At 42.8% G+C, this 21,910-nt stretch carries 20 protein-coding genes and 2 pseudogenes; 9 read left to right on the forward strand and 13 right to left on the reverse strand.

Going from position 1 to position 21,910, the window contains the following annotated elements; all coding sequences use genetic code 11:
* Positions 1-2: 2 nt before the first annotated feature.
* Together znuB and FTV14_RS08810 are read left to right on the forward strand one after the other, a co-directional pair.
* Positions 3-803, forward strand: coding sequence for a zinc ABC transporter permease subunit ZnuB (znuB, locus tag FTV14_RS08805; protein WP_180011618.1), 801 nt, complete (start codon positions 3-5; stop codon positions 801-803).
* A 3-nt stretch (positions 804-806) separates the two neighbouring features.
* Positions 807-1,277 carry a DUF523 domain-containing protein gene (locus tag FTV14_RS08810; protein ID WP_180011616.1) on the forward strand — a complete coding sequence of 157 codons (471 nt, stop codon included), beginning with the start codon at positions 807-809 and terminating at the stop codon, positions 1,275-1,277.
* A 39-nt stretch (positions 1,278-1,316) separates the two neighbouring features.
* Here FTV14_RS08810 and FTV14_RS08815 read toward each other — a convergent pair whose 3' ends face one another.
* A complete protein-coding gene (locus tag FTV14_RS08815; RefSeq protein ID WP_125279444.1) occupies positions 1,317-1,937 on the reverse strand; it encodes a LysE family transporter in 621 nt (206 codons plus the stop codon).
* Positions 1,938-2,097: 160 nt separating this feature from the next.
* On the opposite strand from FTV14_RS08815, the gene FTV14_RS08820 reads away from it, so the two are divergent.
* Positions 2,098-3,018 (forward strand): Dyp-type peroxidase, encoded by a 921-nt coding sequence (locus FTV14_RS08820; protein WP_180053781.1) that lies wholly within the window; start codon positions 2,098-2,100, stop codon positions 3,016-3,018.
* 53 nt (positions 3,019-3,071) lie between these two features.
* On the opposite strand, the gene FTV14_RS08825 is transcribed toward FTV14_RS08820, so the two are convergent.
* Positions 3,072-3,761, reverse strand: coding sequence for a hypothetical protein (locus tag FTV14_RS08825; RefSeq protein ID WP_159124352.1), 690 nt, complete (start codon positions 3,759-3,761; stop codon positions 3,072-3,074).
* 97 nt (positions 3,762-3,858) lie between these two features.
* On the opposite strand from FTV14_RS08825, the pseudogene FTV14_RS08830 reads away from it, so the two are divergent.
* Positions 3,859-3,978, forward strand: a pseudogene (locus FTV14_RS08830) (IS982 family transposase); the annotation flags it as partial.
* Here the strand turns inward: FTV14_RS08830 and FTV14_RS08835 are convergent.
* Positions 3,968-6,133: pseudogene (locus FTV14_RS08835) on the reverse strand (type VI secretion system Vgr family protein); the annotation flags it as partial. The pseudogenes FTV14_RS08830 and FTV14_RS08835 overlap by 11 nt on opposite strands.
* A gap of 273 nt (positions 6,134-6,406) precedes the next feature.
* On the opposite strand from FTV14_RS08835, the gene FTV14_RS08840 reads away from it, so the two are divergent.
* The 3 genes from FTV14_RS08840 to FTV14_RS08850 all read left to right on the forward strand — a co-directional run bounded on the left by FTV14_RS08840 (position 6,407) and on the right by FTV14_RS08850 (position 10,559).
* Positions 6,407-7,561 carry a methionine aminotransferase gene (locus FTV14_RS08840; protein WP_180053782.1) on the forward strand — a complete coding sequence of 385 codons (1,155 nt, stop codon included), beginning with the start codon at positions 6,407-6,409 and terminating at the stop codon, positions 7,559-7,561.
* A gap of 103 nt (positions 7,562-7,664) precedes the next feature.
* Positions 7,665-9,029 (forward strand): MATE family efflux transporter, encoded by a 1,365-nt coding sequence (locus FTV14_RS08845; protein WP_180053783.1) that lies wholly within the window; start codon positions 7,665-7,667, stop codon positions 9,027-9,029.
* A gap of 162 nt (positions 9,030-9,191) precedes the next feature.
* Positions 9,192-10,559 carry an LLM class flavin-dependent oxidoreductase gene (locus FTV14_RS08850; protein WP_180053784.1) on the forward strand — a complete coding sequence of 456 codons (1,368 nt, stop codon included), beginning with the start codon at positions 9,192-9,194 and terminating at the stop codon, positions 10,557-10,559.
* A 149-nt stretch (positions 10,560-10,708) separates the two neighbouring features.
* Here FTV14_RS08850 and FTV14_RS08855 read toward each other — a convergent pair whose 3' ends face one another.
* The 10 genes from FTV14_RS08855 to FTV14_RS08900 form a co-directional block, all read right to left on the reverse strand.
* Positions 10,709-11,524: an ABC transporter ATP-binding protein gene (locus FTV14_RS08855; protein ID WP_180053785.1), complete on the reverse strand. Its 816-nt coding sequence runs from the start codon at positions 11,522-11,524 to the stop codon at positions 10,709-10,711.
* A gap of 335 nt (positions 11,525-11,859) precedes the next feature.
* Positions 11,860-12,672, reverse strand: a complete 813-nt coding sequence (locus FTV14_RS08860) for an ABC transporter ATP-binding protein (RefSeq protein ID WP_166138948.1) — start codon at positions 12,670-12,672, stop codon at positions 11,860-11,862.
* Between the two features lie 18 nt (positions 12,673-12,690).
* A complete protein-coding gene (locus tag FTV14_RS08865; RefSeq protein WP_180002675.1) occupies positions 12,691-13,452 on the reverse strand; it encodes an ABC transporter permease in 762 nt (253 codons plus the stop codon).
* A 10-nt stretch (positions 13,453-13,462) separates the two neighbouring features.
* Positions 13,463-14,317, reverse strand: a complete 855-nt coding sequence (locus tag FTV14_RS08870) for an ABC transporter permease (protein WP_159124141.1) — start codon at positions 14,315-14,317, stop codon at positions 13,463-13,465.
* A gap of 27 nt (positions 14,318-14,344) precedes the next feature.
* Positions 14,345-15,412 carry an ABC transporter substrate-binding protein gene (locus tag FTV14_RS08875; protein WP_180053786.1) on the reverse strand — a complete coding sequence of 356 codons (1,068 nt, stop codon included), beginning with the start codon at positions 15,410-15,412 and terminating at the stop codon, positions 14,345-14,347.
* A gap of 24 nt (positions 15,413-15,436) precedes the next feature.
* Complete coding sequence (locus tag FTV14_RS08880) at positions 15,437-16,924, reverse strand: hypothetical protein (RefSeq protein WP_180011601.1); 1,488 nt, start codon at positions 16,922-16,924, stop codon at positions 15,437-15,439.
* A 13-nt stretch (positions 16,925-16,937) separates the two neighbouring features.
* Positions 16,938-17,153 carry a molybdopterin-binding protein gene (locus FTV14_RS08885; RefSeq protein WP_159124130.1) on the reverse strand — a complete coding sequence of 72 codons (216 nt, stop codon included), beginning with the start codon at positions 17,151-17,153 and terminating at the stop codon, positions 16,938-16,940.
* Positions 17,154-17,263: 110 nt separating this feature from the next.
* Positions 17,264-17,968 (reverse strand): Crp/Fnr family transcriptional regulator, encoded by a 705-nt coding sequence (locus tag FTV14_RS08890; protein WP_180011599.1) that lies wholly within the window; start codon positions 17,966-17,968, stop codon positions 17,264-17,266.
* A gap of 118 nt (positions 17,969-18,086) precedes the next feature.
* Positions 18,087-19,028, reverse strand: a complete 942-nt coding sequence (locus FTV14_RS08895) for a TauD/TfdA family dioxygenase (RefSeq protein WP_180018351.1) — start codon at positions 19,026-19,028, stop codon at positions 18,087-18,089.
* Positions 19,029-19,213: 185 nt separating this feature from the next.
* Positions 19,214-20,062: an SDR family oxidoreductase gene (locus FTV14_RS08900; protein WP_179992732.1), complete on the reverse strand. Its 849-nt coding sequence runs from the start codon at positions 20,060-20,062 to the stop codon at positions 19,214-19,216.
* 219 nt (positions 20,063-20,281) lie between these two features.
* On the opposite strand from FTV14_RS08900, the gene FTV14_RS08905 reads away from it, so the two are divergent.
* Positions 20,282-20,974, forward strand: coding sequence for a TetR/AcrR family transcriptional regulator (locus FTV14_RS08905; RefSeq protein WP_171505606.1), 693 nt, complete (start codon positions 20,282-20,284; stop codon positions 20,972-20,974).
* A 221-nt stretch (positions 20,975-21,195) separates the two neighbouring features.
* Positions 21,196-21,906: a phosphate regulon transcriptional regulator PhoB gene (gene phoB, locus FTV14_RS08910; protein WP_166138973.1), complete on the forward strand. Its 711-nt coding sequence runs from the start codon at positions 21,196-21,198 to the stop codon at positions 21,904-21,906.
* Positions 21,907-21,910 lie beyond the last annotated feature (4 nt).

Genomic DNA, 21,910 nt, shown 5'->3' on the forward strand with positions numbered 1-21,910 from the left:
CCATGATGGATTGGTTATCTCTCCTATTACCTGCATGGATTATGGGAACACTCTTGGTGTTCCTGACCGCACCACTCGGCTGTCTGATGCTGTGGCGTCGTATGTCTTTCTTTGCAGATACGATGGCACATGGTACTTTGCTCGGTGTTGCCATTGCCGGTGCGATGAGCCTGCCACTCTGGATGGGGGTCAGCTTTATCGCTATCTTGCTGGTCGCTGTACTCTGGGTATTATATGATCCACGCTTGCCGAATGATGCATTGTTGGCACTCTGTTCCGCCACCCTGCTCTGTTCAGGCCTGTTATTCATTCAGCATTTACCGAGTTTAAGACCGGAACTGCTTAGCTATTTATTTGGTGATCTACTCACTATCTCATGGACAGATCTTCCTACTTTTGCCGTCGTGATTATCTTGGCTTTGGCTGTCCTGTATAAAAGCTGGCAGGCGCAAATCCAAATTGCGATTGATCCTGATATGGCGATCAGTGAAGGGGTGAATGCAAAACTGCAACGTCTAATCTTTATGCTGTTATTGGCACTGTTTACTGTATTGGCATTACGTGCGGTCGGTTCACTCTTGATGGGCGCACTTCTAGTCATTCCAGCTTTGACGGCTCGCCTACTGGCAAACTCGCCTCGTCAAATGGTGATCTGGGCTTTTGTGATTGCACAAATTGGTGTGACGGTTGGGCTCTGGTCAAGTGCAGGTCTGAATACGTCAACAGGTCTGACCATTGTGCTGACCATGTCAGTGCTGTTTGCTGCTATTTTTATCTTGCAGAAGTTTAAAAAACTGGCTTAAGACATGGCAGGTAAATTTTATCTAATTAGTGCCTGCTTACTCGGACACAAGGTCCGTTATGATGGTCGCGACTGTCTGGTAAAAGAGTTGGTCGATCATTTGCTACCAGATCAATATGTCACAATTTGCCCTGAAGTCAGTGGTAGTTTGCCTATCCCCCGACCCGCCGCAGAAATTCAAGGCGGTACAGGATTAGAAGTTCTTAAAGGTTTAGCTCAAGTAACAGATATTCAAGGACAAGATATATCTACTGCTTTTATACAGGGAGCTTATGCTGCCTTGGAACTAGCACAGAAATTTCAAGTCACCCATGCAGTCTTAAAAGCCAATAGTCCATCTTGCGGCAGCAAGCTGATTTATGATGGTTCATTTACTGGCAATAAAATTCAGGGTGATGGCGTAACGGCTGCATTATTTAAACAGCATGATATTGAGGTCATGACTGAAGATGAATTTTTACAGATGATTCTTTAAGAGATCGTTGAATTCCATCTCCTTTAAGGAGAGGTTTCCCTACTGATGCACCAAACTCAATAAAAACGCAGCTCCAGCGAACAAGCTGGCAAAAGTTCGATTCATGACTTTCTGCTGTTTTGGCGATTTCAGAAGACGCAGAACCTTAGCAGCCAGACCGGTATAACCTGCCATCACAATCAGATCAATCGTTACCATAGTCGCGGCCATAATCACATACTGAATCCATTGCGGTTTAGATAAGTCCAGAAATTGCGGTAATACTGCCAGCAAAAATACAATTGCCTTGGGATTACTCATATTGACCAGAAAACCGTGAATGACGAGTTTCCCAGCTGATTTTCGTGCGAGTTCATGTTTAATTTCAATCGACTGCGCTGGTGCTTTCCACTGCAAAAAGGCCAGATACAATAAATAGGCAACCCCAAACCATTTCACTGCAAGAAATGCCCAAGGTGTAGTCGCAAACAATACCCCTGCCCCGGCAGCCACAATGGCAATTTGAACCAATAGGGCGAGTTGCAGGCCGAGCGCATTCCAGTATCCATGTCGAAAGCCATAATTCAGTCCGCTCGACATTGAAGCAATAGCACCCGCACCTGGGGAAATACTGATCACCCAACAGGCTAACATATAAGCAAACCAGACTTGATAGGACATAGAGATTTAACTCATTCAAATTCAGGATCTAATTATATGACTTTTCCAATATTTTCAGCCAAAAAAATTGCTTAAACATCAGACTGCATACTATTCACTCTATAGCGCTTCAGGCACAATAGCAGGATTGGATACAGAAAATTTATTACAGGAGCCATGAATGACAGCCCAATCTGTAATTTTGCCATTACCTTCAGATCATGCTCGCTTTATTGTTTTACGTCTGAAAAATCTCAGTATCGAAGATTTTAAGGAACGATTAAAAGAGCTATTTACGACACGCGATCGCCTGATTACCCAACATCCGAATGCGCAAATTAAAACGGCTGTCGCTTTTGGTCCTGAACTCTGGTCAAAATTGTATGAACAGGCACCTGCTGGTTTTAAACAATTAGAGCCAATTCAAGGTTCATTTAATATGCCTGTGGTACCGGCAGATGTGCTGATCCATATTGCCAGTGCGCGTGCCGATATCTGTTTCGCCTTGAGTCAGTCTTTCTTTGAAGGTATTCGCGATCAGGTTGAAGTACTAGATGAGCGTGTTTGCTTCCGTTACTTTGATGGCCGTGATATTACCGGTTTCATTGATGGGACTGAAAATCCGCAATTCCCGGATGATCGAGCTGAAGTGGCTTTACTTGGTGAAGATACGGGCATTTTCCAGGATGGTTCATTCATTTTTGCACAGCGTTATGCGCATAACCTGGATAAATGGAAAAAACTCAAAGTCGATGCTCAAGAACAAGTGATGGGTCGTACCAAACTTGAATCGATTGAGCTCGAGGATGAAGTAAAACCTGCCAATGCGCATATCGCTCGTACTGTCGTTGAAGATGAGGAAGGCGAGGAAATGGAAATTCTACGTCACTCTCTACCTTATGGAGATGGTCGTGGTGACCAAGGTCTATTCTTCATTGCTTATACCAAAGACCTGAAAATCATTGATACCATGTTAGTGCGTATGTTTGGTACATCAGGCGATGGGATCCATGACCGCTTGCTACACTTCGTGACTCCAATGGATGGTGCGTATTACTTTGCACCGAGTGAGGAGTTACTGGAAGAGGTTTTGGAAGGGTAAAATTTATAAGGTCGGTGATTGCTACATTCTCCATAATGTAGCAATCTAAAAAATTATTTTTTAAGAAAATTTCTATAATTAATATTTTCACACCCTAGAGTAAATGTTAAGCACTTTAAATCTGAATCTAAAATCAATTTATAGTCATTAATTTTCCTGTTACTTTCCCTAATATTGGCATTATATAAATATTTTTTCTCTTCTTTAATATAAGAAAAATTATCACCAGCCAATATACTCCCGTAATCACTTTCTAAATTAGCAGATGAAGAATTTACTACTGGAGCTTCAATAACTAAATTTGATAACTTATTATATATAAAAAAGTTAGATATAAATTTTTTATAAGGTCTTTTCACATAATCTAATTCACTAAATTCCCTTATCCGAAAGGCAACTATTTTTTTATCTTGATAAAGTATTTTTAAATCTACAGTTGATTTTAAAGGCACAGTACCTTGATATAAAATATAAGTTTTTTGATTATTTAAAACTTCGACGCCATAACTCTTAAGAATGTAATCTCCACCAGAATATTTTTTGTTTTTATCCCCATAATCAACTAAACTTAATTTTAAATTTTTATTTAATTGAGAGAATCTACCAAATTGATCCAGAAATAAAACTGGTTCTTTAATTTGGGTAGCACTTTGCTGGTAATCATTCCAATCTATATTTTTTGCGTGACATAATAGTGAAAAGAAGCTACTGCTAATTATTACTATAGATTTAAGTATTTTCATATTTTAACCCGAATCGCGGATAAAAAATTGACTTGAAAAATAAGAGGACTAGAGCCATCAGTTGAGTTACCACATAAAACTTAAAACTCTAGTCCCGATGTTTAATAGTACCGAATTATTTTGCGTAATTGATGATTTCTTTCTTAAATTTGAAGCAACCTACTGGAATTTCCTTAAACAAAGTCGTCGTTTCTCCAGAGTCCGAACTGATCAGCTGAAAGGTATAGATCTTCATTAGTTGAGAGTGCAATTGAATTCGGTGCGCACAGCAGCATTAAAGCCTGTTTAAAGGTTTCAGCCTTGCTTTGATCTTGCTGTTCAATCTGATCCAGAAATTTTTTCAGATGATCTAACCCTTCTAAGGGATCTGTTTGCTGATTTTTGGCAATCTCACTTAAGGCTTTACTATGATTCAAACTAGATTCAAGCTGGCTTTTCGCAGGACTGGCATTTAAGTGATTGGCATTGGCATTTTCTTGTTTATAGGTAGAGAGAAGCAAGCCAGCTCCCGCTCTAAGTGCTCCCCATTGATCTGTTCTTAACTCAAAGCCCTCACCACGCCCGTCGCTAGCCTCATCTTCTTTTGGATGACTTAGATTTCCTAAATTTAGCTGACTGACCCCATGACTACTTTGCAGCTGTGCACTAATCTGTCCAGTTGTATCATCGAAGCGAAGCTGGTTAAAACCTTCACCCCCCACCTCTTGAGAACGGATACCACTTAGTTTTTTAGTGAGTGGCAATTGGCCCTTCTTATCAAACATAGTTTGATAACGTTCAGCTTCATGAATACGTCCAACAATAAAGGGACGATCAATATCCCCTTCGAAGAAATCAATCACTACAATTTCCCCGATACGCGGATGGAATCGGGCGCCATAACCTTCGCCTGCCCATGGCGTTAGCACATCTACCCAGGCCGAATCAGTGTCATTATCATTGGCGCCAGCACCACCATCATGCTGATGATCTTCACTACGGGTAAATAAAAAGCGAACTTTCACGCGTCCCCATTCATCGATATAAATAGTTTCACCTTCAGGCCCTACCACTTTCGCCCGTTGTGGATAGGCCATTGGCCGATGTTGTAGTGGATGATATTCAGGTATCACCAGAATATCTCGACGAATTAAATACAGCTCATTGCCTTGTCTCTCGTCATCCAGAACTTTCCAGCGACTGGACAGCATGAGCTGATCCACCTGTAGCAAAATGTCTTTTGGTAAATTATTCTGGTTATAGAAGTGTTTGCCCAAAATTAAAAATTCACGCTCATTGCACGGATGTTGATCAATTTCGGGATGATCATGCAGTTCAAACCAGTAACCCACTTGGGCATCACGAACACTACTGCTGGCCTTAAAATATTTGGACTGCATGGCATGATAGTGACTAAGTTGCTGACTGAGTTGATCCAGTTGAGCTGGACTGGATGATGTAGCCTGATCTTCTCTATTTAGGTCACTGGTCCAAGCTGGGCTGATGTTCCAGACATCTTCCAGACTTAAACTGGTATGATCCTGAACACTACTTTGCTGAATATTCACCAACTGCTGGTTTTGCTCCTGCTCCAGATCTATAGCTTGCCAGCGTTGCAATCCAACATTGTTTGGCACTAATTGGCGCTCAGCAATTAGGCTGGTGATAGTATCGAATTGCTCAGTTGCATGACTGCGATGGAAGCGGATGGAACGGCGCTTTAAGGCTTGAAAATATTGCTGCTCATCAACAAGACGCAGGACTTGTGGCTGAATGGTTCGAGCTGATATTGAAATGATTAATTCCTTTTCATCAATCAGCCAGTTAATACCCTCACTACGCCATAAGCGGGTCAGAAAGTCATAATCACTTTCATTGGACTGTATGACCAATGGCCGTACATCATATTCACGATTTAGTCCGGAAAGATCCAAACTTAAACTTTGCGCAAATAAGCCACTTCGCTTTTGCCATTCAGCAAACAAAATTTCACTGATTTCTTTGACACTTTTATTCAAAAACACACGACTATTACGGCGTTTATGCCAAAGTGAAGTCGCATCTTCGAGAGTCAGCTGATAGACACTTAAAGCACCATCGCTATGACCCTGTTTAGCTGCGGTAATGATACCTGTAGTCCGGAAAAGCTCACCTTGATCAGTGACCTGATCAACAGCAACCTGACAGCCAATAAACTGTTTTAAGGGAATATAGGGATGAGTGGATAGACAAAGTAATTCAGCATGTAGCCCCTCATTGATCCAGTGCCTGCCTTCAATACGCTGAATCAGAACCTGAGAATTTAAAATTTCATTGGAAAATCGGAGATGAAGTGCACGCTTCTGTGAGCTTAGACCCAAGCCCTCAAGCACCGTATAAATACTCTGTAGCATTTTATAATTATTATTTGAGGTTATTTTTATCGCACTGATTTTAGGGAATAAGCTTAGAACAATCCATCTTGGTATTTATTTCACATGAATTAACCACGAATAGCCTTAACCTGACCTTATATTCTCTATGCTTATGAAATAGAAGATGTATTCTGTTTCAACCTTTTCGATTTTTCTGATTATTTGCTGATTCACTTACTGCTACACTGAAAGCCGAATACTTTATATCTCCTACATCATCCTCGATTACAGGATAAGCCAGAGGCCAAGGACATGCTTGAGTTACATTCTAAACTTCCCAATCTGGGCGTTACTATTTTTAGTACTATGTCGGCCTTGGCACAAAAACTCGGAGCAATTAACCTGTCACAAGGTTTTCCAGATTTTCCTGCTCCACCGCAATTGATTGAAGCCCTCAGTCGGGCGGCTGAAAATGGTTTTAATCAATATGCACCGGGTGATGGTTTACCAGTATTACGTGGGCTGGTCGCTGATCTTTATCAGCATCGTGACCAGCTCACTCTAGATCCGGTAGATGAAATCACCGTTACCCCTGGCGCAACGATTGCAATCTTCTGTGCAATTCAGGCAACGGTACGGGCGGGTGAAGAAGTCATTATTTTTGACCCTAGTTATGATAGCTATGCGCCAAGCGTGAAGCTGGTCGGTGCCAAACCGGTACATATCGCTCTGGAATATCCTGGTTTTTCTGTAGACTGGAATAAGGTCAAAGATGCGATCAATGACCATACCCGCATGATTGTAGTGAATACGCCGCATAATCCCACCGGAACGGTATGGACAGAGCAAGACTGGCAACAGCTGATTGAACTGATTCGTGATCGTAATATCGTGGTTCTGTCCGATGAAGTTTATGAACATCTGGTATTTGATGAAGTTCGCCATCATTCCGCAGCATCATTTCCGGAACTCCGTGAACGCAGTTTTGTGATTGGTTCTTTTGGTAAAACCTTTCATGTGACCGGCTGGAAAACTGGTTTCTGTGTTGCACCGCCAGCCTTAATGCAGATGTTCAGACAGATTTACCAGTTTGTCAGCTTCTGTGGTGTAACGCCAATTCAGGTGGCTTTGACTGAATATATGCAGCTACATTCTGAACATATCCATGAGCTGTCCGGTTTTTATCAGACCAAACGGGACCTGTTTAATCATGCACTGACAGATTCCCATTTTCACTGGACGCCGTCTCAAGGTACCTATTTCCAGAATCTGGATTACAGTGAAATTCGTCCTGATCTGGATGCACTGTCGATGTGTCACTATCTGGCTGAACAGCATGGCATTGTAGCGATTCCGGTATCAGCGTTTTATCAGGAGCCGCCTAAAGATTTACACTTATTACGCTTCTGCTTCGCCAAAAAAGATGAAACCTTAATAGAAGCGGCACAGATTCTTTCCAAAGTTTAAAAAAATAGACTTATTGGTTACTGAAAAGCTAAGGCGTTCTTGATGCGGATCAAGGATAATTTAGTCCTGATAAATATATGAAAAATCAAGAACAGGATGTCATATGGCACAGCAAGCATTGGTTCACCAGCAGAATTTATGGAAAACATTTTTTATTTTCCTGTTACCGCTGGTCGTTACCAACATCCTGCAAAGCCTGTCCGGTACGATTAATACTGTTTTTGTCGGGCAAATGCTCGGCGTGCAAGCAATTGCCGCTGTGGCAGTATTTTTCCCGATTCTGTTCTGTCTGATGGCTTTTGTGATTGGTCTCTCTGCAGGTTCTACGGTTCTGGTAGGACAAGCTTGGGGTGCCAGAAACCTGGAAAAAGTGCGCTGTGTAGTTGGCTCTACCCTGTTTATGACACTGATTGGTGGCAGCCTGATTGCCCTATTGGGTGTATTTTTTGCTGAAAATATCCTGCAATTATTAGGTACAGATCCGAATGTGATGCACCTGTCTTTGCCTTATGTGCAATGGATGCTGGCCGGTAGTCCTCTGATTTTTATTTATATTATTTATACTTCAATTTTACGCGGGGTTGGAGACAGTACTACGCCACTGTTTGCCTCTGTCCTAACGATTGGTGTGGGCTTGGTAGTGACACCGGTCCTGATCGCGGGTTATTTTGGTTTTCCTAAGATGGGGGTCATCTCTCCAGCAATTGCAACCATTCTGGGCAACTTGGCTGTTCTGTTATTTCTCATTCTCTATTTAAATTATAAGCGTCATCCTCTAAGACCAGACTGGGCGTTGATCAAAGATATCCGTCATCAGCCCCAGCTCAGCAAGATTATCCTGCGCTTAGGTATTCCAACCGGGGTTCAAATGGTCACAACTTCAGTCGCTGGTCTGGTCATTGTAGGTCTGGTCAACCGTTATGGTGCAGAAGCGACGGCGGCCTATGGTGCCGTGAATCAGGTGCTGAATTATATTCAGTTCCCTGCCCTTTCTATTGCCATTGCGGCTTCCGTCTTTGGGGCACAGGCCATTGGTGCTGGTAAAAATGATTTGCTCAATAAAGTGACCCGAACTGCCTTAAGTATGAATATCTTGTTCACAGGTAGTCTGGTGATTCTGGCTTATCTGTTTTCTAAATATCTGATGGCACTATTTATCACTGATCCGCAGGTCGTGGTATTGGGTCAGCAACTTCTCTTCATTGTCCTATGGTCGATTTTGTTCTTTGGTGCTAGTGCAATTTTTGCTTCGATCATGCGGGCCAGTGGCACAGTGACAGTCCCGATGTTGATCAATATCATTGCCATTATTGGAATTGAAGTACCGGCTGCCTATATGTTCAGCCGCTGGTGGGGTTTACAAGGGATCTGGTATGGCTATGCCCTTGCCTTTGTCTGTCTTTGTATTATGCAAGGCTTGTATTACCAGTTTATCTGGAAGAAAAAGACCATCGAGGCACTGGTTTAATCTTCCGGCCTGAACTACTGGATAAACCTTAGTAAACCACCTCTAAAGAGCGTATTTCCTGCTTAATCCATATTTTTTATATGGATTCATTTTTATTATATTTTTCAGGCATGAAGATCCTTGTTATAAGCAGTGTATTGTATAAAAACACAAGGTCTTCTCATGGCTAAACGACAAATTAAACTGGGTGCTTTTATTCCAACGACTTCGCAACATGCGGCAGGTTGGCGCCATCCTGAATCTCGTCCTCAGGATCATTTAAGCATTGATTATGCGATTGAATTAGCAAAAACTGCTGAACGCGGCCTGTTTGATGCCTATTTCCTTGCAGATGGTCTGGCAGTCAACTGGAGTCATGGCGCTTCCAAACATAATAAGAATATCGGTTATAGCGATAAAGTTGTGGGCTTTGAACCCGTCACCTTATTCGCAGCGATTTCAGCCGTCACCCAAAATATTGGTTTTATTGCAACTGCTTCTACCACCTATGAAGAACCGTATCTGTTGGCACGAAAATATGCCTCTTTAGACCATATCAGTAAGGGTCGTACCGCATGGAATGTCGTGACCACTATTTCTGCTGAAACCGCGCGGAACTTTGGTTTTAGTGCACATCCGGATGCCAAAGTCCGTTATGAACGCGCGGATGAATTTATTGAAGTTGTACAGAAGCTCTGGGACTCCTGGGAAGATGATGCATTCCTCTATGACAAAGAAAACGGTCATTTCTTTGAGGCATCTAAACAGCACGAACCACTGCATAGCGGCAAATATTTTAATGTCCAGAGTGCACTGAATGTCCCTCGTCCGCCACAGGGCTATCCAGTGATTGTTCAGGCAGGTCAGTCTGAAGATGGACGTGAGCTGGCCGCCAAATATGCCGAAGTGATTTTTACTGCCCAGCAAAGCCTGTCTGATGCCCAAGCCTTCTATCGTGATGTCAAAAGTCGTCTGGCTAAATATGGCCGTCATCCGGATGATCTAAAAGTAATGCCGGGGGTTTCTGTCTTTGTGGCTAAAACCGAACAGGAAGCCAAAGAAAAATATGAATTACTGAACAGTCTGATTCATCCAGATGTCGGTTTGGGCTTACTGTCTGGTCTGGCAGGTGATATTGATCTTTCAAACTATGATTTGGATGCCCCATTTCCTCTCAAAGATATTGAGATCAAGTCTAGCCGTCAGCAAATGATGTTCGAAATTGCAGCGAAGCATCACTTCAGCATTCGCCAGCTATATGAATATATTGCCTCTGCTCGCGGTCACTGGACGCTGATCGGAACACCTGCACAGGTAGTCGACCAACTACAGGAATGGTTCGAAAATGAAGCAGCTGATGGTTTCAATGTCTTGCCACCAACGACACCTGCCGGTCTGAATGACTTTGTCGATTTCATCGTACCCGAGCTACAACGCCGTGGCCTGTTCCGGACCGAATATGAAGGCACAACTCTGCGTGAAAACTTAGGACTGAAACGGCCAGAAAATCAGTATGTGATTACGCAACAAAATACTGCGGTTGCCTCTTAAACCATCCATTATAAAAAATGCCCGATAGGGCATTTTTTATTTCTTTAAGTTAAGCACTGGGGTAATTGGTGCTAGTGGAAATGACAACTATGGGCGAGGTTGTGTCGCTGTTGATTTCTGTTTAATTTAAAATGAATGAAGACCCTAGCCTACCAGCAAAACTGACCAGAGCTTGTAAGTAGCAGCTGTTGATCCTTCACGATTGAGAAATTTAATACTTTTAGAATTTCTTTTTTTAACTGCTGTAAACGTGTATTCTGGTGCTTGCGTGGATAAGATAAGGGCACTTTTAAAACCTGTTCGATTCGCCCAGGATTAGCCTGCATCACGGCTACCGAATTGCTCAGCAATAAGGCCTCAGCAATATCTTTGGTTGCTAAAATCACGGTAATTTTTTTGGCTTTCCAGATTCGCTGTAATTCTTCATGCAGATGATGATGCATTAGCGCGTCCAGTCCAGCAAAAGGATCATCTAATAATAAAATATCCGGTTGAGTAACCAGACTTTTGGCAATTGCCACTTTCAGATTCATGCCAGCAGACAAGTGCGATGGATAAGCATCCTTAAACGGCGTCAGTTGCAGCAATTCCAGCTGTTCCTGAATTCTTCGGTTTTCCTCTTCTTTGCTTAAAGGGATTTGATGTAAGGCCATGCGGATATTTTCCGTCACACTGAGCCAGTTAAACAGTCGATGATCCTGATAGACAATACTGAGATTTGGAAGATGTTCAGCTGGCTGTTTTCCCTGAATCAGAATCTGTCCCTGTTGATGCTGCTCTAAGCCCTTCAGTAAGCGTAACAATGTGGATTTACCGCAGCCAGCATGCCCTATCACACTGACAAAATCACCTGCATGAATATCCAGATTAATATCTTCGAGGACTTGGGTCTGCTGATCTGGTGCGGTGCTATAACTTTTATATAAATTTTGAATCGTGATTCTACATTGAGAGTGCTCCGTCATTTTTCCTCACCTTTTGCTGCAATACATATTTAATGATTGTTCTAGACTGGATCTATCCTGTTTATGAACTTGGATAAATTTCTGTCTCTTTTAGATCTGCTGAAAATAGGACTCTTTTGACTATAAAAGAGTTTAGGGTAAGGAGTTATCTTGATTTTTTATTTGGTTATCAAAAGCATGTATAGATTTTAATAGTTAGATATAAAATTATATATTTCAATAACTTAAAATTTTTTCTTCTAGAAAACGTTATTTAAAATATTCCGAACAACCAAATCGCAACAATGCTTAGGGCAATAAAAAACCCGCGAATGCGGGTATTCAAATGGCTCTGCTTACCAGGCCAATTTATATTGTTCTAATTCATGCGGCACAAGCTCGACCTGATCCTGGAAGTCAAGCAAGATGTCATTTTTAATGGCCGCCAGACGGTAGTCTTCACGTTTACGCGGACGTTCCAGATCCACTTTCACAATACGTTTGATTCGTCCCGGATGCGGTTGCATTACCACTACCCGATCACCTAACAATACCGCCTCTTCTACATCATGGGTGACCAGAATAGAGGTGATCTTTTCCGACTGCCAGATCCGCTGTAATTCCTGTTGCAAGTTGGCCCGAGTCAAGGCATCCAAGGCACCAAAAGGTTCATCCAGTAATAAAATTTGTGGACGATTCACCAGACTACGCGCAATTGCCACACGCTGGCTCATCCCCCCAGACAGCTGACTTGGATAGGCAGTTTTAAACTGGCTCAATTGCACCAGTTCCAGATGATAATCAATGAGTTCCTGCTTTTCGGCTTTGCTCAGGCCTGATTTTTCCAGCGCTAAAGCTACATTCTGCTCGACACTCAGCCAAGGGAACAAACGGTGATCCTGAAACACAATACCGCGATCCAGACTGGTGCCCTGAATCGGTTTGCCATCAATCAAAATACTGCCTTGAAACTCGGCATCAAGGCCCACCAAAAGCCGCAATAAGGTTGATTTACCACAGCCACTATTACCGACAATACTAATGAACTCGCCTGGCTGGATATTCAAATTAATCTGATCTAAAACCTGTAACTCTTCCCCATCTTTAGGGAAGAACTTGTCGAGTTTCTGGATCTCGACATGACCCTTAATATTCACCTGTTGATTCATGTTGTTATCTCACATCTTTTATTTATTGGCCGCCTGACGCCAGCGTAAGTTATAGTTTTCAAAGAATTGTGCTGCCTTGGAAAATAACAGCCCGACAATCGCAATAATGGCCATGCCATATAGCACCACTTCCATCTGGAACAGGTTCTGTCCGTCCATGATTGGATTGACCACGCCAACCGAGGACACAAAAAAATACTCCGCGCCCACAGTCGCCACCCATGAAAATACCAGCGCAATATTCAAACCGGCAAAAATACTTGGGGCTGCTGCGGGTAAAATCACTTTAAAAAAAGTACGTACCGGACTGAGCTGGAAAATCTGCGCCACTTCCTTAATTTTGACCGGCACATTCTTGACCCCGTCATAGGTATTAAAGAACACCGGATAGAACACCACCAAGGCAATAAAAATCACTTTTGAAACTTCACCATGTCCAAACCACATGATCATCAGTGGAATCCAGGCAAATACAGCTACATGCTTGATGGCATTCAGTGTTGGAGAAAAGATTCGATCCAGCCAGACGTTTAGACCCAGGGCCAAACCCAGCACTGCACCCATCACTCCACCGGCAATAAACCCTGCCGTGTTGCGAAGTAGGCTGGCGATAATGTTTTCTGTCACCTCGCCTGCCTGCCAGCTTTCTACAAAGGCCTGCCATACAGCAGCTGGCGGCGCCAGTAAAGCAGGATCAATCCATTGTTTTGCGGTCACGATCAACCAGGCAACCCACAGAACCAGAGGAATGACCCAGCCGCGATAATCTATTTTTTTCATGATATTCTCTCTATCTAGCCTGATCCCAGCCACGGAACTGTTTTTGTATGAGGCGGATAATGACGTCAAAGCCAAATCCCACCAGTCCAATCACCACTACAGTTGCCATCACCACATCGAGCTGGAAAATCTGACGGCCATAGACCATCACATAGCCGATCCCTTCACTTGAAGCTAGCAGTTCTACTGCAACCAGAGCGCCCCATGAACTTGCCAGAGATAAACGCAGACCACCGATAAAACTGATAAAAGCACCCGGCAGAACCACATTTTTAAATCTGGACCAGGTGCTCAACTGATAAACTTCCGCGACTTCGGTCAATTGCTGTGGAATATTGCGCACGCCTTTAAATACATTGATCGTCATCGGTACCAGCGCGGCTTTAGCAATCAGAATAATCTTGAGGGCTTCATCAATCCCGACCAGTAAAATTAACAGTGGAATCCAGCCGATCACGGGTACCAGATTAATGGCTTTGAATGTGGGCCAGATATAGGCTTCTGCTCGACGTGACAGCCCCATAGTCAGACCTAAGACCAGTGCCAGTACAATGCCGGCACTGAACCCGTAGCCAATCCGGCTCAGGCTGACACTCAGATTGCTCCACAGTTCGCCGGTTTGATACAGATCTTTCAAGGCCACCCAGACCAGTTCAGGTGCAGGAAGCAATAAAGGGTTCACCCAGTTCCGTTCTACCGACACATGCCACAGATAGAGCAGCGCGATGGGGAAAATGATTCCGATTCCCCATATGAACACCTGATTCTGTTTTAAAAAATTCAGAATACTTTTTCGGTTCAATCTGGATGCAGCATTGTCCTGTGTCGGTGTCTTGGCTGTTTCAAGCTCGATTTCCTGTAACATCACTCAACCTCCTCAAGGGCATGATGGTTATTGCCCATTGGCATTGAGAGGTTTCCAATAATTCTGTAAATTCAGTGTTTTTAGAGCATTATTGACATACTTCGGCTCAATCCATTTATCCACATCGACATTACCGCGAATCAGTTTCAAATCTTGACCCGCTTTAAGCTTCTGCTTAATGAGTGACACGTTATAGGCATCAAAAATCGGGGCACTATGACGTTTCAGATCTACCCCAATATGGGCTTTATTGATGTTGCTATACGATATTCCAGATTTTGCCCAGAGTTTAAACAGGGCATCTTTATTAGCGGGCTTGCTTTCCCAAGCCGCTTGTTTGACCAAAACATTCACTACACGCTGAACCACTTCAGGATATTTTTGCTCAAACTTGGAATTCACCAGTACATAGCCTGAGGTTTTATAGAGATCAGGTTCATTTTTGGTACTATAAATAATCTTGGCAATACCGCGATCGACTACAGGAAAAATATAGCTACTGCTCCAGATTGCATCAATATCACCACTGGCTAAAGCGGAATACGCCACTGGGCCATCCATGTTGACAAAACGGAAGTCTTTCTCACTGAATCCGTATTTTTTGACCACATTAATAATCGATAAATGCAGATTGGTTCCTTTAAAGAAGCCTATTCGTTTCCCTTTTAAATCAGCAATCGATTTAGCCGGAGAACCCGGTGCTACCACCAGATAAGTATTATCCTGTGAGCCAGCCATGGCGACCAGTTTAGTGTCCAGACGACTGGCTTTGCCAATCAGTCCAGGCAAATCACCAATCCAGGTAATATCGACCAGACCATTCGCATAAGATTCATTAATCGCAGGACCCGCTCCTTTAAAGTTATTCCATTGTACTTTGATGCCATCTTTCTGGAATTCTTTTTCAAATAAACCCAAGGTCTGTGCAGTCGCATAGTAATTACCATAACCTACAGGGCGATTACCTGTACCGACCATCGGCGAAGCAAAACGGATCACGCTGGGTTTCGCCTCTGCGGCAGAGGTCTGAATCGCTGGCAGCAGTGTTGCTGTAGAGAGAAGGCCAGCAAATAATACTTTTGACCATTTAAACATGTGAAAATTCCTCAAAATATAAAATTAGAATCCGTACTGGAATTGTGCGACCAGTTCGTTATAGCTCTTGTTTGTAATGTCATTGTTGACATGGTTCAGGTTGATCTGAAACTTGGTGGTTTCCGCAAAGAATGCATTCAGGCCCAGACTGTGAATATCAACAGTTTGATCGGCTAAATTCTTGTCACGATCAATGGTGTCGTAGCGATAGAAGGCCTGGTAAGACTTTGGCCACCAGTCGTCATAACGGCCCTGATTACGGAATCCTTTGACAAACTGCTCACCAAAGTTCCAGAACAAGGTACCTGTGTGCGACTCACTTTCACGCTTATAGGTCTGTGCAGTTTGTGAAATGTAGGTGTCATCTTCACCTTGTACATATTCATAGGTCACACCGAATGGATGGTGGTTATAGTAAATATCGAAGCCTTTACGCAGCACATCGCCCTTACCAGCAAAGGCCGCGCTGGTACCATCAATTTCAAATAGATTGCTCTTGCCTTGATACCAGGACAGACCAAAACTCAGTTCACGCAGCCATGAGTTATATTCCGCAGGCAAGGTATAACGCAGACGTCCAATAAAGTTTTTGTCATCATTGTCATCCGATTTATTGGCTCCATTACCATTCACCAGACCAAAGGCATAGCTAATCATTGGCGAGCGATAGTTATATCCATAGTCCACGGTTGGTAAGGCATCCCCACGTACAATCAAGCCGACTTCACGCAGTGCCAGTCCATAACCTAGGCCCGGCAAACTGAACAAGGCATTGTTAATGGTAGGTTTTAGGTCTTCAGTGGCCTGAACTTCCTGGCCAAATGGTAACAGTTGCTGACCTAAAGTAACGCTCAAGCGCCCCGTGTCGGCACTTAAGGTTGGCAATACGTGATAAGTCAGTTGCGCATCCAATAAGTTCAGATAACTATTATTGGTTCCTGTCTGTGGAGAAGTACCAAAACGCAGATTGAAATCCAGGTTTTTGCCTTCTTCATAGTCTTTGTACAGATTGCCAATAAAACCAATTTGGACTGCACCTAAATCAAACGAAGAGTGGCGGTCTTGAACTGCCATCCCGGTATTGGTACCCGTAGGTGGAGTGCGCTGTGCTTCATCGATATAAGAAGCTTTGGCCTGCACGACTCCATTAATCAGCAGTTGACGTGTTGATAATGCCGTTTTGGTATCGCGGTCACGTTGTACCTGATATTTATAGTTTTCCAGATCGCTTTGCAGACCTTGCAACTCGGCACGTGTCACAAAGCTTTGGTCATCATCAGATTCAGTTTCTGCATCAGCAGATAGTTCAGCCTCATCAGCAGTAGTGGCTTCTGTAACGGCTTCGTTCTGATTCTGAATCTGCGCTAACTGGGTTTTTAATTGTTTTAATGACTGCTCGAGTTGACTGACCTGTTGTTGTAACTGACCTACCTCCGCATCTGCATGCGTTAAGCCAATACTCGCGCTTAGCAGAGTCAGTACCGTTGCCCCTTGTTTAAAATATTGCTTCATACAATCGACACACCTACAGTTTTGCCAGTGAAACATCAGTCGATTTGATCAGTACAATCACCTGACTTCCTATCTGCAAATCCAGCTCTTCTACAGAACGTGTCGTAATTACCGAAGTGAAAATACCTGAAGCAGTCACCACATCGACTTCAGAAACCACATCACCTTTTACAATTTCCTGAATAGTACCTTTTAACTGGTTACGCACATTAATAGATTGAATTGTCATTATTAATTCCTGTTGTTTTGGTTGGAATTAATATGCATGATTTTTAATATGCAGAAAAATAATATAAATAGATTTTGATATATTATTTTATAAAATCCAAAAATATTATTTTAAATCCAGTTAATCTGATAATTTAAATATTCTTTGTTTTTAATCACGATATTTTCATATTGCCAATCTAGAATATTTTGACTGGCCAGATTCTTTATTTCTTTATTAATGGTTTGGCGTGAAGCAGAGAGTAAATCTGCTAAATCATGCTGGGAGATCTTGAGTTTAATTTCAGTTCCCAGAGGATGAGATCGACCGTACTGAATCGAAAGGTCATGCAAAACCTTGCATACTTTTTGATGTAAATTAGCGACTTGCAGGAATTTAACCTGCTGGATCAGATATTGCATCCGACGGCTGAGAATATTTAAAGCATCCTGCTTTAAGTGATTGTTATCATTTATTTCTTCTATAAATATATGCTGTGGAATTTGCAGGACCTTGACCTGATTAAAAGCATAATAATCATAATCAATCACTTGTGTATTGAGGCAAGGAAGCAGGTTAATCAGATGCTTTTCCGAGAAATAATTAAAGGCATGAAAACGACCTGATGGGCTTAAATATCCAATCTGGATAATCCCATCAAGCAATATATATAAAGCAGTATGGCAATTTTCTTTATTTAATATCAAATCGCCTTTTTGATATTTTCGAATCGTTGAATATTTTAAAATATAATCCAGCTTATCCTCAGAGATATTTTTAAATATATTTTTTAATATGTCATAATCCACATTATTTTTTGCAGTATGAATTTTCATAAAATGATCCACCCTATATTTTATTTAAATATTAGATGGATCATTAATGACTGGCGAATCATTTATTCTTGATTCTTTAGCTATTTATATGCAAAGTTTCCAATTGAATAAGAATTACTTATGAAACTTTTTCATAAATACCGTCTTCGCTGTTATAGCGGAAGTTGCTAATGTCCTGCTTGACATCTTTACGCAGTTCACGGCTTGGACGGCCATCCACACCGACTGGCACATCACCCTCTAAAGTTACACGGCGTACTACACGGTGCTGGTCACCATAATCATTAATCGCACGGTGTTGCGTTGCACGGTTATCCCAGATCGCCACATCACCTGCACTCCAGCGCCAGCTGACAATATTTTCCAGCTTCTCTACATAACTTTGGAACAGGTCGAATAAACGGCGTGATTCACTTGAGCTATAACCGACGAAGCTCTTAAAGAAATGGCCCAATAACAAGGTTTTTTCACCTGTTTCAGGATGAACGCGTACTAATGGATGTTCAGTTTCATATTCAGTTGAATTGAAGTAGTTTTTATATTTTTCCAAAGCTTCTTTTGGAACACTGACTTTTGCAGCATAGTCAAAGTTGTTGCTGTGAATCGCACGCAAGCTATCCGCCAGTGTTTTCAGTTCTTCAGGTAAATCATTGTAGGCAGCGGTTGTATTTGCCCATACGGTATTGCCACCTACTGCGGGTGCAACCACGCTACGAAGAATAGAAGCTTTTGGATAAGCATCAATAAAGCTGATGTCCGTATGCCAGCTGTCTGCACGTGCACCACGTGAATCAATTTCCAGAATATGTGCAGAGCCATCTTTTACCGGCACAGTCGGGTGATTTAACGGCGTGCCTAAACGTGCTGCAAAGGCTTCTTGAGCGACATCATCCAGATGTTGCTGATCTTTAAAGAAGATCGCTTTATGCTGCAATAATGCCTGATTGATTTCATTCACCACTTCATCAGCCAAATCCGCTGACAGTTTTATGCCCTGGATTTCAGCGCCGATACGGCCACCAATTGGTTGAACCTGGATGTGTTTGTATTCATAAGCCATGATCATTTCCTCTATCTATAATTATGTCGACCTTCGGTCTGTAAAATCATCATGCCGAATCGGCTTATCTAACGCTGTCAATTTATTGACATTCTTATGCACCATTTTTGATTTATAAAATACTTTAGCTGCTTAAGTTTTCGGGCATAAAAAAACCCGCTTACGCGGGCTTTGATCAGGGTGTTTTAAGCTGACTTTTTCTTCTGCTTGCCGAGGCGGGTAGCTAAAGCCGTGACTTTCTGATAGCCAGTTGGCATAAGGCGCTGAATTAAATCAATCGCTTTGGCATCATTTCCAATCAGCAGACGGCGTTTATCTTTTTGTACCGCTTCCAGAATTTGACGGGCTGCTTCTTCCGGTGGGCAACGCAGCAGCTTATTGAAATTCTGTGCAGATTTTTCCGGGTGCATTCCCAGACTACGAATACTGTCATTCATTTTCGCTGCAATGGCGATATTGGTACGGATTCCGCCTGGGTGTACACAGAGTGCGCTTACCCCGCAGTTTTCCATATCCAGTTCCTGACGCAAGGATTCGGTAAAACCACGCACAGCGAATTTAGTGGCATTATAAGCAGACTGGGTTGGCTGGGCAGTTAAACCAAACAGACTGGAAATATTGATGACATGACCATCACCGGTTTTCTTGATTAAAGGCAGAAACTCTTTAGTGCCATAAACTACGCCCCAGAAGTTAATGCCTACAATCCATTCCAGCTCTTCATAGCTGGCACCTTCTACGGTAGAACCAAGGGCCACGCCAGCATTGTTAAAGATCATATTCACGCTGCCATGATCTTTCTCGACCTCAGCGGCCCAAGCATGCATTTCTTCCAAATTAGCCACATTAACCTTTTTGGTCGTGACACGAACATCAGTACCTTTCAACAGCTCAACTGTTTTAGCCAGACCCTGTTCATTCACATCGCTTAAAGCTAAATGACAGCCCTGCTTTGCTAAAAGCACCGCAAGTTGCTGGCCGATACCTGAACCTGCACCTGTAATGGCCGCGACCTTATTATTAAAATTTTTCATTGAATTTCCTTGATTAAAACACTGCCCTTCCATGACAGCCTGTTTTTCTGTCGCATAGGGATACAGCACACTGTTTCAATATAGTTTTGACAATCCATATTGTCAATAATTCCAGCATGTCTCTACGGGCCAATTTTCAGGTTTGAATTTCAGCATAGGTCAAAGCCGGATTTATTGATAAGATACTTAAAATCTCAAGCACATGAGTCTATGGTCTTTATGACGGATGTAGTAAATTCAGGACAAAAACTAGCAAGTAAAAGTAAGGAACGCCAGTTTAAAGGACTTTCCATGGCTGAGCGTCAGCAGGCGCGTCGTGAAAAGCTGATTGAGGCCGGGATCGAGGCGTATGGTCGTCATGGTTTCTTTTCGGTCACTGTGAAGGATATCTGTAACGAAGCCAAACTGACTGAACGTTATTTTTATGAATCCTTTAAGAAAAGCGAACATCTGTTCCAGACTATTTTCCTCAAGCTGATTGACCAGTTACAGCAGAATGTCATGCAAGCCATGATGCAGGCTTCTTCTGATCCAAAGAAAATGATCGAAGCCGGTCTGACTGCCTTGCTGACGACCTTACGTGACAATCCGGGTATGGCACGAATTATTTATATCGATGCGATGCTGGTTCAAGAACTGCATAATCAGGCCACGATTCATGAAACCATGGGCCGTTTCGACCGTATGATTCAGGCCTTTGTCATGCTGATGATGCCGAACCTGAATCGTTCTGAAAGAGAGATTTCCCTGGTCTCGACCGGACTCAATGGTTATGTTACCCAGATTGCCATTCGTTGGGTCATGAGCGGCTTTAAACAGTCACTGGAAGAAATTCTGTCTTCCTGTAGTCTGGTATTCTTTGCTTTACTAGATACTTTGGGTACAGAAAAACCGGCGGATCCGGTTAGATAATTTTTAAATCAGGATAAGGTCTACGTAGATCTAGCTCTCAGTGATCTACAAGATTTTGAATTAAGACCCTCTTATAAAATAACAGTTTAAATTGTGACAAATCTTTGCGAAAGGCCCCGGAACTACCTATTCTGCAATGATACTGTCATAATTAATCTTTGTAATAAGCCTGTCATAAATATAAAACGGTCCACCGTTTGCATGAAATAGGGTATTGCGCTGTGAAAGATGACTACATTCTAATTGTTGATGACGAACTGCCGATTCGTGAAATGATCCATACTGCTCTGGATATGGCGGGCTTTCAATGTTTACAGGCAGAAGATGCCAAGCAGGCTCATCAAATGATTGTGGACCAGCGTCCAGCATTAATTTTGCTGGACTGGATGATGCCAGGTGGCGTGAGTGGTGTGGATCTCTGTCGTCGTCTGAAACGTGATGAAAACCTGTCCGAAATTCCGGTCATCATGTTGACCGCGCGTGGTGAAGAAGATCATAAGGTTCAGGGACTGGATGCCGGTGCCGATGACTATATGACCAAGCCATTTTCGACCCGTGAGCTGGTTTCACGCATTAAAGCCGTCCTGCGTCGTTCCAATGCCCTCAGCGGTGAAAAATCCATTGATGCTAACGGATTGGTATTAGATCCGGTCAGTCAGCGCGTGAATTTTGGCAGTACTATACTGGACATGGGACCCACTGAATATCGTCTCTTGGCATTTTTCATGACCCATCCGGAACGTGCTTATACCCGTGCGCAATTGCTGGATCAGGTTTGGGGTGGCAACGTCTATATTGAAGACCGGACTATTGATGTGCATATCCGTCGCCTACGCAAGGTGCTTGAACCTTATGGCGCTGACCGCTATGTACAGACTGTACGTGGCACCGGTTACCGTTTCTCGACCCGTACCGACGTTGCACTGGGTTAATTGT

It is taken from the genome of Acinetobacter sp. YH12236, from assembly GCF_013417645.1.
In the GTDB taxonomy this organism is placed as follows: Bacteria; Pseudomonadota; Gammaproteobacteria; order Pseudomonadales; family Moraxellaceae; genus Acinetobacter.

Bases quoted from the DNA above. Each gene is read 5' to 3' on its own strand.
- FTV14_RS08855 (WP_180053785.1), bottom strand. From the start codon at position 11,524: ATGACGGAGCACTCTCAATGTAGAATCACGATTCAAAATTTATATAAA.
- FTV14_RS08890 (WP_180011599.1), bottom strand. From the start codon at position 17,968: ATGAAAATTCATACTGCAAAAAATAATGTGGATTATGACATATTAAAA.
- FTV14_RS08875 (WP_180053786.1), bottom strand. From the start codon at position 15,412: ATGTTTAAATGGTCAAAAGTATTATTTGCTGGCCTTCTCTCTACAGCA.
- FTV14_RS08850 (WP_180053784.1), top strand. From the start codon at position 9,192: ATGGCTAAACGACAAATTAAACTGGGTGCTTTTATTCCAACGACTTCG.
- FTV14_RS08860 (WP_166138948.1), bottom strand. From the start codon at position 12,672: ATGAATCAACAGGTGAATATTAAGGGTCATGTCGAGATCCAGAAACTC.
- FTV14_RS08885 (WP_159124130.1), bottom strand. From the start codon at position 17,153: ATGACAATTCAATCTATTAATGTGCGTAACCAGTTAAAAGGTACTATT.
- FTV14_RS08865 (WP_180002675.1), bottom strand. From the start codon at position 13,452: ATGAAAAAAATAGATTATCGCGGCTGGGTCATTCCTCTGGTTCTGTGG.
- FTV14_RS08815 (WP_125279444.1), bottom strand. From the start codon at position 1,937: ATGTCCTATCAAGTCTGGTTTGCTTATATGTTAGCCTGTTGGGTGATC.
- FTV14_RS08880 (WP_180011601.1), bottom strand. From the start codon at position 16,924: ATGAAGCAATATTTTAAACAAGGGGCAACGGTACTGACTCTGCTAAGC.
- FTV14_RS08905 (WP_171505606.1), top strand. From the start codon at position 20,282: ATGACGGATGTAGTAAATTCAGGACAAAAACTAGCAAGTAAAAGTAAG.
- FTV14_RS08870 (WP_159124141.1), bottom strand. From the start codon at position 14,317: ATGTTACAGGAAATCGAGCTTGAAACAGCCAAGACACCGACACAGGAC.
- FTV14_RS08900 (WP_179992732.1), bottom strand. From the start codon at position 20,062: ATGAAAAATTTTAATAATAAGGTCGCGGCCATTACAGGTGCAGGTTCA.
- FTV14_RS08840 (WP_180053782.1), top strand. From the start codon at position 6,407: ATGCTTGAGTTACATTCTAAACTTCCCAATCTGGGCGTTACTATTTTT.
- FTV14_RS08895 (WP_180018351.1), bottom strand. From the start codon at position 19,028: ATGGCTTATGAATACAAACACATCCAGGTTCAACCAATTGGTGGCCGT.
- FTV14_RS08810 (WP_180011616.1), top strand. From the start codon at position 807: ATGGCAGGTAAATTTTATCTAATTAGTGCCTGCTTACTCGGACACAAG.
- FTV14_RS08845 (WP_180053783.1), top strand. From the start codon at position 7,665: ATGGCACAGCAAGCATTGGTTCACCAGCAGAATTTATGGAAAACATTT.
- FTV14_RS08820 (WP_180053781.1), top strand. From the start codon at position 2,098: ATGACAGCCCAATCTGTAATTTTGCCATTACCTTCAGATCATGCTCGC.
- FTV14_RS08825 (WP_159124352.1), bottom strand. From the start codon at position 3,761: ATGAAAATACTTAAATCTATAGTAATAATTAGCAGTAGCTTCTTTTCA.
- znuB (WP_180011618.1), top strand. From the start codon at position 3: ATGATGGATTGGTTATCTCTCCTATTACCTGCATGGATTATGGGAACA.